Source organism: Streptomyces sp. NPDC034084, assembly GCF_055575535.1.
Genome location: NZ_JBVISK010000008.1, coordinates 1 through 11,193, shown reverse-complemented (window position 1 = coordinate 11,193; position 11,193 = coordinate 1). Strand labels below are relative to the sequence as shown.

The window sequence follows — 11,193 nt, the reverse complement described above, 5'->3', positions numbered from 1 at the left end:
TCACGATGCCGCCCCCGAAACCCAACAAAACGTCCACGATGGTAACCGCCTTTCGGTCACGCACCCAGTTCGCGCCGGAGCCGCCCGGCGTCCACGCGCCAGAAGGTGTGCTGCTCGCCGTCGACGAGGACCACGGGAATCTGTTCCCAGTACGCCCGGTGGAGCTCTTCGTCCCGGGTGATGTCCTTCTCCTCCCAGGATGCTCCGGTCTCCGCGCACACGGCCTCGACCACCGCGCGGGCGTCGTCGCAGAGATGGCACCCCGGCTTGCCGATCAACGTCACGGTGCGCGACGCGGGACCCTTCCCCGACGCGGCACCCTTCTCCGTCGCGGCGTCCTTCTTCTTCGTACGTCCGAACATGACGTCCATTCTGCGCGGCCCCGCGGACCCGGTCACACGGTCGGCGCCGACTGTTCACGCCACGGCATCCTCGCCAGTCGGGAAGGGCCGAACAGAATGGCTATGCTCAACGACATGGCCGCTCTGGGATGGCTCACCCCCCGTAGGCGCTCCGCCACCGCGCGCAGCGTCCTGGCAGGCGAGGCCGCCGCCGAAGCGGCCCGCAAGTCCTCGCTCCAGCTGGAACAGGAGCGCGAGGAGTCCGCCGCCGCCGAGACGGCGGCCGCCGAGCCCGAGTTCCCCGTGGTCGGTGACGTACGGGCAGCGGCCTTCTTCGACCTCGACAACACCGTGATGCAGGGCGCCGCGATCTTCCACTTCGGGCGCGGCCTGTACAAGCGGAAGTTCTTCCAGCGCCGCGAACTCGCACGCTTCGCCTGGCAGCAGGCCTGGTTCCGGCTCGCCGGCGTCGAGGACCCGGAGCACATGCAGGACGCCCGCGACAGCGCCCTGTCGATCGTCAAGGGCCACCGCGTCTCCGAACTGATGTCGATCGGCGAGGAGATCTACGACGAGTACATGGCCGACCGCATCTGGCCCGGCACCCGCGGCCTCGCCCAGGCGCACCTGGACGCGGGCCAGAAGGTCTGGCTGGTCACGGCCGCGCCGGTCGAGACGGCCACGATCATCGCCCGCCGGCTGGGCCTGACCGGCGCGCTCGGCACGGTCGCCGAGTCGGTGGACGGCGTCTACACGGGCAAGCTCGTCGGCGAGCCCCTGCACGGTCCGGCGAAGGCCGAGGCGGTACGGGCTCTCGCCGCCGCCGAGGGTCTCGACCTGGGCCGCTGCGCCGCGTACAGCGACTCGCACAACGACATCCCGATGCTGTCGCTGGTGGGGCACCCGTACGCGATCAACCCGGACGCCAAGCTCCGCAAGTACGCGAAGGCCCGGGACTGGCGTCTGCGCGACTACCGGACAGGCCGCAAGGCGGCCAAGGTCGGGATCCCCGCGGCCGCGGGCCTGGGCGCCCTGGCGGGCGGGACCGCCGCAGCGGTCGCCCTGCACCGCCGCCGCCACTGACGCGCTTCGCGAGGCCGAGGGCGCGCTCCGCGTCTGCCGATACGTTTCGGCTGCGATCATCTGCGACGACCCCGGACCAGAGCCGTTCACCCGTCCGTGGTCGAACAGCCCCGCGCACGTCGACCACAGGGCATTCCGCACTCCTTACCCCGCAGCGGCCCCGATCAGTCACCGGGCCGGGACTTGAGCACAACGCATCGCCCGCTCAGTCAGACTCGAAAGCAAACCGATCAACAACCGGTCATGAACTGTGCCTTGATGTGACTACAAGCAGTAACAGAATCGACGGAACCGGTGATTTGAGCAACTGGGTGTAGCGCTGCCTGTACGAAGCGTTATTCTCCTCAGACGCACAAAGGACCCCTCACGTCGCCACGACGAGTGAACGGTCCCGCACTGCACGTGATGGAAGCTCTGCCTCTGGGAGTCCCGTGTACCCACACGTCGGGGTTGACACCTCGGGCCTGGCTACGCTGCGCGCAACGGTCCTCGACCACTTGCGCGGCTTCGTCCCCACCGCGTACGCCGGCCCTGTCCCCGCCTTCGCCTTCGCCGCACCGGCACCCGCCGGCCCTTGCTACGCCCTGGCCGACGGCGGCGCCGCCGTCGGCAGACGGGGCGCACGCTCCGGCTCCGGAACCTCGACGACCCCCCGCCGCCCCACCGCCGACAGCGACAGCGCCCGCATGATGGACCTGGTCGAGCGCGCCCAGGCCGGCGAGGCCGAGGCATTCGGCCGTCTGTACGACCAGTACAGCGACACCGTCTACCGCTACATCTACTACCGCGTCGGCGGGAAGGCGACGGCGGAGGACCTCACCAGCGAGACGTTCCTGCGCGCCCTGCGCCGGATCTCCACCTTCACCTGGCAGGGCCGCGACTTCGGCGCCTGGCTCGTGACCATCGCCAGGAACCTGGTCGCCGACCACTTCAAGTCCAGCCGCTTCCGCCTGGAAGTGACCACCGGGGAGATGCTCGACGCCAACGAGGTCGAGCGCAGCCCCGAGGACTCCGTCCTGGAGTCCCTCTCCAACGCCGCCCTCCTCGACGCGGTCCGCCGCCTCAACCCCCAGCAGCAGGAGTGCGTGACCCTGCGCTTCCTGCAGGGCCTCTCCGTCGCGGAGACCGCCCGGGTCATGGGCAAGAACGAGGGCGCGATCAAGACCCTCCAGTACCGGGCCGTCCGCACCCTGGCCCGCCTCCTCCCGGACGACGCCCGCTGACCGCTCCGCGCCCCCCACACGCGCGTCCCCGTCCCGGTCCGCACCCCACCCCCACGCATCCCCCCACGTCCCCACGACCCCCCGCCCAACTCACAGTCGGTGACGCCTCGATGACGCACTGGTCCGATCATCTTTCGCGCGTAACCCAAGTGCCGCGCCGCTCGTTGTGCGGGATGCAGGCTCCCTGCGGTCACGCCATGGCCACAGCCACTCACTCGTTCGTGTGGATGTGCTCAAGGTGTGCAACCTGCCGGACACCCGGGGGAGTCGACCGTCATGACGAGAGGAGGTGCCGCCAGTGATCGCGAACGTATCGGCGCACCGGCGGGCGAACGCCTTCGCCCAGGCCCTGGAGGACCGGGCGTCCGAGGACGCGGCGGCCGAGCAGCCCGAGGCCCCGGCGGAGCCGGCCGAACCCGCCGAGCAAGGGCGGTTGTTGACCTTGGCGAACGGCCTCGGCGAGCTGCCGAAGCCACAGCTCGACCCCGAGGTCAAGGTGGTGCAGCGAGCCCAGCTCGTCGCCGCCATGGAAGCGATGCTCATGGAGGGGAGCGCTGCCGGGGGCCCTTCGGTGCCCGAGCAGCGGACCACCTCCGGCAAGGGGGCCCACCGGGCGTCCCCCCTGCGGAAACTGCGCCCCCGGTCCCGCTGGACCAAGGGCCTCGCCGCCGGCGGCCTCACGGTCGGTGTCGCGGCGGGCGCCTTCGGCGGTGTGGCCGCCGCCAGTTCGGACGCCCTCCCCGGTGACTCGCTCTACGGACTCAAGCGAGGCATGGAGGACATCAAGCTGGGCATGGCGGACGACGACGCGGACCGCGGCGGCATCTACCTCGACCAGGCCTCCACCCGCCTCAGCGAGGCACGCCGGCTCATGGAGCGCGGCCGCGCCGGGGAGCTCGACCACGAGTCCCTCGCCGAGATCCGCCGCGTCCTGGGCGGGATGAAGCACGACGCCTCCGAGGGCCACCGGCTGCTCCGCGAGGCGTACGAGCGGGACGGCGAGCTCGGCCCCATGGCCCGGCTCAACGCCTTCGCCCAGGCCCACCGGGACACCTGGAACGGCCTGCGCGACCGGCTCCCCGTCCAGCTGGCGGACGTCGGCAGCGAGGTGACGGACGTCTTCGACGCCATAGACGAAGAGGTCGAGCCGCTCCAGTCGGTGCTCCCCCGTACCCCCGAGCGGGGAGCAGTCGGCTCGGAGGGACCGCGCTCCACGCCGGGCACTCCGAAGGACACTCCGGGCGCGGACACCCAGCCGCCGTCCAGCCAGGAGGCGTCCCCGTCGGGCAGCCACTCCGCCCCGCCCCGTACATCCGGGCCCAGCACGGGATCCGCCCCGAGCACGGGCAGCGGCACCGCCTCGCCCGAGGACGACGGCCTCCTCGGCGGCAGCGCCGGCGGACTGCTCGAGCCCTCCCCGACCGGCGAACCGACGGCCCCCAGCGAGGGCCGGCCGACCCCGGACGTGCCGGACGTGACCCTTCCGCCAGTCCTGCCGGGGCTGCTTCCGGGCCTCGGCATCGACAGCGAGGACGCTCGCTAGCAGGAAGAAGGGGCGCCCCCCCAGACGGGGGCGCCCCTTCTTCCTGCCTGGCTCACGAAGCTCAGAAGAACACCGACCGCCGCTGCACCAGCAACTTGTACAGCGTGTGCTGGATCTGCTCGCGCACCTGATCCGTCAGGTTGAACATCAGCATCGGGTCCTCCGCCGCCTCGGGGGCGTACGAGTCCGTCGGGATCGGCTCGCCGAACTGGATCGTCCACTTCGTCGGCAGCGGCAGCACCCCGAGCGGCCCCAGCCAGGGGAAGGTCGGGGTGAGCGGGAAGTACGGGATCCCGAGCACTCGCGCCAGGGTCCGGGCGTTCCCGAGCATCGGGTATATCTCCTCGGCCCCCACGATCGAGCAGGGCACGATCGGCACCCCGGCCCGCAGCGCCGTCGAGACGAAGCCGCCCCGCCCGAACCGCTGGAGCTTGTACCGCTCCCCGAAGGGCTTCCCGATCCCCTTGAAGCCCTCCGGCATCACCCCGACGATCTCGCCGGCGCGCAGCAGCCGCTCCGCGTCCTCCGCGCAGGCCAGCGTGTGCCCCGCCTTGCGGGCCAGCTCGTTGACGACGGGCAGCACGAAGACGAGGTCCGCCGCCAGCAGCCGCAGATGCCGCCCGGCCGGATGGTGGTCGTGGACGGCGACCTGCATCATCAGCCCGTCCAGCGGCAGCGTCCCGGAGTGGTTGGCGACGATCAGCGCCCCGCCCTCGGCCGGGATGTTCTCGACGCCCTTCACCTCCACCCGGAAGTACTTCTCGTACAACGGGCGCAGCAGGGACATCAAGACCTGGTCGGTGAGCTCCTCGTCGTAGCCGAACTCGTCGACCTCGTACTCGCCGGTGACCCGCCGCCGCAGGAACGCGAGCCCGCCCGCGAGCCGCCGCTCCCAGTCACCCCGGCCGCCCGCCGCCCGCTCCGGCCCGTCCGGCCCCTGCCGTGCGGCCCCGGAAGCCGCGTCGGCCCCAGGAGCCCCGGAAGCCGCTTCAGGCTCCCCCGGATGCCCCGGCTCCCCCGGCGCCTGCTGAGGCCCCGGCAGGGCCCGTACGGCCGCCGCCTCGCCCTCGGCCCTGGCGGGCCGCCGGCGGGCCCGTGAACGGTCGTCGTCGAACGGAATGACCTTGGCGTCCGCCATCGCAGTCGGGTCTCCTCAGGCGCCGTGGTGAAGGGTGGAAGCTTCGGTGGAAGGAGCCAGGCGCCCGGCGAGCCGGTCCACCGCCCCCGCGAGCAGCTCAGGCGGCAGCAGCCCCGGCCCCCGGCCCCGCGCGAAGTCCGCGAGCGTCTCCGCCGTCGAGTAGCGCGGCGAGAAGCCGAGGACCTCCCGTGTCTGGACCGTCGAGACGACCCGGCCGTGCGTGAGCAGCCGGATCTGCTCGGGCGCGAAGTCGGTGATCCCGACCGTGCGCAGCGCGCTGCCCACCCAGGTGACCGCGGGCAGCAGCACCGGCACCGTCGGCCGCCCGAGGCGCCGCGCGCACTGGGAGAGCAGCAGCACCCCGTCACCGGCCACGTTGAACGTGCCGCTGTTCAGGGTCGCCCTGCGGGGCTCGTGCGCCGCCAGGCGCAGGACGTCGATCACGTCGTCCTCGTGGACGAACTGCAGCCGCGGGTCGTACCCGAGGACGGTCGGCAGCACCGGCAGCGCCAGGTACTCGGCGAGCGGGGAGTCGATCCGGGGCCCGAGGATGTTCGCGAACCGCAGCACGCACACGGCCACGTCGGGCCGCCGCCGGGCGAAGCCGCGGACGTACCCCTCGACCTCGACGGCGTCCTTCGCGAAGCCGCCGCTCGGCAGGGACTTCGCGGGCGTCGTCTCGGTGAAGACGGCCGGGTCCCGGGGCGCGGAGCCGTAGACGCTCGTACTGGACTTGATCACCAGCCGCCCGATCCGCGGCGACTTCTGGCAGGCACCGAGCAGCTGCATGGTGCCGATGACGTTGGTCTCCTTGACCGACGTCCGGCCGCCGCCGCCGAGCGCCGTACCGGTGACGTCCAGATGGACGACCGTGTCGACGTCGTGCTCGGCGAGGACCTTGGCGATCTCGGGCCGGCGGATGTCCGCCCGTACGAACTCGGCGGCGCCGAGCTGGTGCGCGGGGTCCACCGCGTCCACGGCGATCACCCGCTCCACTTCCGGGTCCCGCTGGATCCGCCGCACGAAGCGGCCGCCCAGATGCCGGGCGGCACCGGTGACGAGCACGACCTTGCCCAAGATCAGCGCCTTCCGTCCGTCTTCTGTTGGTCGCCACCGTAGCGCCTGGAGATTCCGCCGCGATAAAAGCGTGGCCCTCCACCGCGAACGGTGAAGGGCCACGCCTGACGCACAAACGCTGCGAAGCAGCTGTCGCCTTACTTCTTGTTGCGACGCTGAACGCGCGTGCGCTTGAGCAGCTTGCGGTGCTTCTTCTTCGCCATCCGCTTGCGCCGCTTCTTGATAACAGAGCCCACGACTACCCTCGCTCACTTCTCGGAACATCCCCGCCTCCCGGCGGGGATCGGTGCGGGGCGTCTGGGCCCACACGACCTACGTCGGCCTAGCCTACCGTCCCGAGGACCGGGCTTGTAATCCGAGGGGCGTACGGAGCTTTTCCGGCGTTACGGCCGCGCGCTCGCTACGCGGTCCCCACCCCCACGAACGACTCCCGCAGGTACTCGTGAACCGCCTGTTCCGGCACCCGGAAGGACCTGCCCACCCGGATCGCCGGCAGATGACCGCTGTGCACCAAGCGGTACACGGTCATCTTCGACACGCGCATCACCGAGGCGACTTCCGCCACGGTCAGAAACTTGACCTCGTTGAGAGGTCGATCGCCAGCAGCCATGACCCACCTGTACCTTCCGCCGCGACGCCCACCGGCTTCCCCTCCGGTGACTCTTCGTCGCCGAGCGCTCACTCTCCAGACTAGGGGCGGGTGGTACGAGTGGGGAAGAGGAGCTGCCATCGGCCGTTTACCGTGACAGACGCGCTCGATTGAGTACATAGCGCGTCAGCGGGAGGTACGAGGAGGAGCGCACGCCGTCGTCCAGCGGAACGGCCACCGACACCTGGCCCTCCGCCTCCCCGACGAACAGCGCCGGATCATCCGTATCGGCGAGACCGATGGCCTCGATACCCAGCTGACCTGCCCCGCAGACCCATCCGTGGTCCCCCACCACGAGCTCGGGCAGCGGCCCGCCGTCCTCGGCCGCGCTCTCCAGAGCGGCCCTGACCGGCAGCGGCGAATGGGAGTGCGCCCCCCGTACGCGCCCGCCTCCGGACGGCCCCGGCTCTCGCACCAGCGCCACCCCGCGTACGTAGTCGAGGAGGTACGTACGTACGCCGAACCGGGTCGTTATGTCGACACATCGCCCCTGCGCGGGGGTGAGGACAAGGCATCCCGCCGCCGACAAGGCGTCTGCGAGAGCGACGTAGAAACCGAGCAGACGGTGTGGATGCCCCGTCCCGAGAAGCACCGGAACCCTGCGCGCCGCCGCCGCGCCCAGGCGCGCGGCGAAGGCGTCGAGCCCCCGCACCGTACGCTCCGGATCGATCGCGTCCGGCCCCGACCGGTGCGCCGGATCCCCCGACACCCCGCACTTGTCGGCCATCAGCCGCAGCAGACCGGCCTCGTCCCACAGCCACGCGGGGTCGAGCCCGAGCAGCACCCGCGGATCACGCGCGGCGAAGAGCCGATAGCTCCGCAGGTTCTCCTCCCGCGAGGTCGCCACCCTGCCCGCCAACCCCGCCGCCAACAGATGCGCCCGCAGCGCTCCGGTACTCAACACCCACCCGATGCTGCCGGAACACCGCCGCCCCGGGATCCAAACCTCCCGCACACCCCACAGTCGGCGTAACACCCGGGAGAACGTGAGGGATCGCCTAGGCCAGCAGCCCCCGCAGCGGAAAAACCGCCTTCCGCGTGGCCAGCACCGCCTGGTCGAGCCGGTCCGCCGGGTCGTACCCCCCGGCCCAGTCCCGGAAGCCCACCGGCCACCGCCCGTCCGTCATCCGCAGCGGCCCCGGCTGCCGCGTCCGCGCGTACGCCTCGTCCCGCCAGGACGACGGGATCACCGACTCCGGATCCACCGGAGCATGCGCGGCGATCCCCACCAGATGCGTCCACGACCGCGGTACGACGTCCACCACCGCGTATCCACCGCCGCCGAGCGCCAGCCACCGCCCCTCCGCGTGCTCGTGCGCCAGCTCGTGGCAGGCCTCCTGCACCGCCCGCTGCGCGTCCAGCGACACCGCCAGGTGCGCCAGCGGGTCCTCGAAGTGCGTGTCCGCCCCGTGCTGCGTCACGAGCACCTGCGGCCGGAAGTCCGCGATCAGCTCCGGCACGACCGCGTGGAAGGCCCGCAGCCACCCCGCGTCCCCTGTCCCGGCCGGCAGCGCCACGTTCACCGCCCCGCCCTCACCGGCCCCCGCCGCACCCGTCTCCTCCGGCCAGCCGGTCTGCGGGAACAGCGTCCGCGGATGCTCGTGCAGCGAGACCGTCAGGACCCGCGGGTCCTCCCAGAACGCCGCCTGCACCCCGTCCCCGTGATGCACGTCCACGTCCACGTACGCCACCCGCTCCGCGCCCAGTTCGAGCAGCCGGGCGATGGCGAGCGAGGCGTCGTTGTAGATACAGAAACCGGACGCGCTCCCGGGCATCGCGTGGTGCAGGCCGCCCGCGAAGTTCACCGCGTGCGCGGCCTCCCCGCGCCAGACCGCCTCCGCCGCACCCACCGACTGCCCGGCGATCAGCGCCGACACCTCGTGCATCCCTGCGAACGCCGGATCGTCGACCGTGCCCAGCCCGTACGCCTGGTCGGCGTGGCGCGGATCCGCCGACGCGGCCCGCACCGCCGCCACGTAGTCCTCGCGGTGCACCAGCCGCAGCGTGGAGTCACCGGCCGGCTTCGCCGCCACCACGTCCACCGCCCGGTCCAGGCCGTAGGCCCGCACCAGCGACATCGTCAGCGCGAGGCGTACCGGATCCATCGGATGCTCGGACCCGAAGTCGTACTGCGTGACAGCTTCATCCCACATCAACAGTGCGCGGCCGCTCATGTCCGCCACCGTATCGGGCCTTTTCCGAACCGAACGACGTGGCGTACACCACCGTCACCAGGACCAGCACCATCGGCACCAGCATGGCCCCCCGATAGCTCCACGCGTCCCCGAGCGCCCCCACCAACGGTGATCCGACGAGGAAGCCGACGTAGTTGAAGACGTTCAACCGCGCGACCGCCGCGTCACTGGCCCCCGGGAACAGCCTGCCCGCCGCGGCGAAGGTCTGCGGCACGAGCACGCTCAGCCCGAAGCCGAGCACCGTGAACCCCGCGATCCCCGACCACGCGCCGGGCGACACCGCGACCAGCGCGAACCCGAGAGCCGCGAGCACCGCCCCCGCCCGGACGACCACGACGGCCCCGAGCCGCCGCACCCCGAAGTCCCCGACGGCCCGCCCGAGCAGCGTCGTCACCATGTACGCGTTGTATGGGACGGTCGCCAGCTCCTCCGAACTGCCGAGCACGTCCTGGAGGTACTTCGCACTCCAGTTGGAGACCGTCGAGTCCCCGATGTACGCGAAGGTCATCACGAGACAGAGCGGCAGCAGCACCTTGAAGACGACACCGCTCCCCTTCCCCTCCCCCGCCACGACCGCCACGGACTCCCAGCCGGCCACGTACCACCGGCTGCCGACGAACGCGATGGGCAGCAGCACGGCCACCACCGGCAGATACGACACGAACAACGACAGGTGCCAGTGCGCCCCCACCCAGGCCAGCGAGGCCCCCGCGATCCCGCCGAGGCTGTACGAGGCGTGGAAACCGAGCATGATGCTCCGCCCGTACGCCCGCTGGAGGCTCACCCCCAGCATGTTCATGGAGGCGTCCAGCGCACCGACCGCGATGCCGAAGAGCCCCAGCGCCAGCGCGGCCTGCCACAGCGCGGATCCCAGCCCCACGGCGAGCAGGGCAAGGAGGACGAAGGGCTGCGCCCACCGCAGGACCACCGCCGGCCCGACCCTGGCGACGACCTTCTCGGTCGTTACGCTCGCCACCCCGGCCAGGATCGGCACGGCCGCGAGGAAGGCCGGCAGGAGCCCGTCCGAGATCCCGTACTGGTCCTGGATCGCCGGTATTCGCGTCACGAGCAGGGCGAAGGTGACCCCCTGCACGAAGAAACTGACCGCCAGGGATCCCCGCCCACGCCGCAACCGCGCATCTGTCATGGCGGCACAGCGTACGGCCGGAAACTACCGCTGGGTAGATGGATCACATACCCAGAATCGCGGGCAGCTCGTCCATCCTGCCGAAGTAGCCCGTCGCCCCGGCGAGCTTCTCCTCCGGTGTCATGGCGGTGAACCCGTACACGTCCATCCCGGCCGCCAGGGCCGCCCGCACCCCGAGCGGGCTGTCCTCCACCACCACGCACCGCTCGGGAGCGACGCCCATCCGCTCGGCGGCGTACAGGAACAGGTCGGGCCACGGCTTGCCCCGGCCGACGTCCTCGGAGCTGAAGACGATCTCGTCCGGGAACCAGCTGTCGAGCCCCGTCTTCCGGTGCCCGACCCGGATCCGCTCATGACTCCCCGAGGACGCCACACAGTACGGAACACCGGCCGCGGCAAGCTCTTTGAGAACGTCGCCGGCCCCGACCACGGCCTCCAACTCCGCGCGGAACGCGGCGAAGACACGCGAATGGAACGTCTCGTCGAAGTCCGCGGGCAGTTTCTCCCCACTCCGCTCCTCGACGAGCTCGTGAATGCGATGCATGGCGGAGCCCATGTAGTCCCGCAGCGATTCCTCGTACGTGGTGGGGTGCCCGAGCTCCGTCAGATAGCGGGCCAGCAGGTTGTTGGAGATCGGCTCGCTGTCCACCAGCACACCGTCGTTGTCGAAGATCACCAGGTCGTATCGCATGGCCACAGCCTAGAACGCAAAAATGCCTCAACCCCCGGACAGAGTCCAGGGGTTGAGGCTAAAAATTGTTCGGCGGTGTCCTACTCTCCCACAGGGTCCCCCCTGC

At 71.2% G+C, this 11,193-nt stretch carries 12 protein-coding genes; 3 read left to right on the top strand and 9 right to left on the bottom strand.

The annotated features are described in order from the left end of the window. Nucleotides 1–56: 56 nt before the first annotated feature. Nucleotides 57–371 carry a glutaredoxin family protein gene (locus tag ACZ51I_RS26755; RefSeq protein ID WP_468880573.1) on the bottom strand — a complete coding sequence of 105 codons (315 nt, stop codon included), beginning with the start codon at nucleotides 369–371 and terminating at the stop codon, nucleotides 57–59. 105 nt (nucleotides 372–476) lie between these two features. On the opposite strand from ACZ51I_RS26755, the gene ACZ51I_RS26750 reads away from it, so the two are divergent. From ACZ51I_RS26750 to ACZ51I_RS26740, 3 genes are all read left to right on the top strand, one after another. Further along, nucleotides 477–1,424, top strand: a complete 948-nt coding sequence (locus ACZ51I_RS26750; protein ID WP_468880570.1) for an HAD family hydrolase — start codon at nucleotides 477–479, stop codon at nucleotides 1,422–1,424. Nucleotides 1,425–1,855: 431 nt separating this feature from the next. Next, entirely contained in the window at nucleotides 1,856–2,647 is a 792-nt protein-coding gene (locus tag ACZ51I_RS26745) for an ECF subfamily RNA polymerase sigma factor, BldN family (protein WP_468880569.1), read from the top strand. Nucleotides 2,648–2,945: 298 nt separating this feature from the next. After that, nucleotides 2,946–4,190: a DUF5667 domain-containing protein gene (locus tag ACZ51I_RS26740; RefSeq protein WP_468880566.1), complete on the top strand. Its 1,245-nt coding sequence runs from the start codon at nucleotides 2,946–2,948 to the stop codon at nucleotides 4,188–4,190. A gap of 61 nt (nucleotides 4,191–4,251) precedes the next feature. Here ACZ51I_RS26740 and ACZ51I_RS26735 read toward each other — a convergent pair whose 3' ends face one another. The 8 genes from ACZ51I_RS26735 to ACZ51I_RS26700 form a co-directional block, all read right to left on the bottom strand. Then, complete coding sequence (locus ACZ51I_RS26735; protein WP_468880563.1) at nucleotides 4,252–5,328, bottom strand: lysophospholipid acyltransferase family protein; 1,077 nt, start codon at nucleotides 5,326–5,328, stop codon at nucleotides 4,252–4,254. A gap of 15 nt (nucleotides 5,329–5,343) precedes the next feature. After that, a complete protein-coding gene (locus tag ACZ51I_RS26730) occupies nucleotides 5,344–6,405 on the bottom strand; it encodes an NAD-dependent epimerase/dehydratase family protein (protein WP_468880561.1) in 1,062 nt (353 codons plus the stop codon). A gap of 137 nt (nucleotides 6,406–6,542) precedes the next feature. Then, nucleotides 6,543–6,641, bottom strand: coding sequence for a 30S ribosomal protein bS22 (locus tag ACZ51I_RS26725; protein WP_003948845.1), 99 nt, complete (start codon nucleotides 6,639–6,641; stop codon nucleotides 6,543–6,545). Nucleotides 6,642–6,805: 164 nt separating this feature from the next. Continuing rightward, nucleotides 6,806–7,015 carry a helix-turn-helix domain-containing protein gene (locus tag ACZ51I_RS26720; RefSeq protein ID WP_030223786.1) on the bottom strand — a complete coding sequence of 70 codons (210 nt, stop codon included), beginning with the start codon at nucleotides 7,013–7,015 and terminating at the stop codon, nucleotides 6,806–6,808. Nucleotides 7,016–7,142: 127 nt separating this feature from the next. Continuing rightward, nucleotides 7,143–7,958 carry a phosphatase gene (locus ACZ51I_RS26715; protein ID WP_468880558.1) on the bottom strand — a complete coding sequence of 272 codons (816 nt, stop codon included), beginning with the start codon at nucleotides 7,956–7,958 and terminating at the stop codon, nucleotides 7,143–7,145. A 94-nt stretch (nucleotides 7,959–8,052) separates the two neighbouring features. Beyond that, nucleotides 8,053–9,228, bottom strand: a complete 1,176-nt coding sequence (locus tag ACZ51I_RS26710) for an acetoin utilization protein AcuC (protein WP_468880555.1) — start codon at nucleotides 9,226–9,228, stop codon at nucleotides 8,053–8,055. Continuing rightward, complete coding sequence (locus ACZ51I_RS26705; RefSeq protein WP_468880553.1) at nucleotides 9,197–10,396, bottom strand: MFS transporter; 1,200 nt, start codon at nucleotides 10,394–10,396, stop codon at nucleotides 9,197–9,199. Before ACZ51I_RS26705 ends, ACZ51I_RS26710 begins: the two co-directional genes overlap by 32 nt. Nucleotides 10,397–10,439: 43 nt before the next feature. Further along, on the bottom strand, nucleotides 10,440–11,087 hold the full coding sequence (locus tag ACZ51I_RS26700; protein WP_468880551.1) for an HAD family hydrolase: 648 nt from the start codon (nucleotides 11,085–11,087) through the stop codon (nucleotides 10,440–10,442). Between the last annotated feature and the right edge of the window lie 106 nt (nucleotides 11,088–11,193).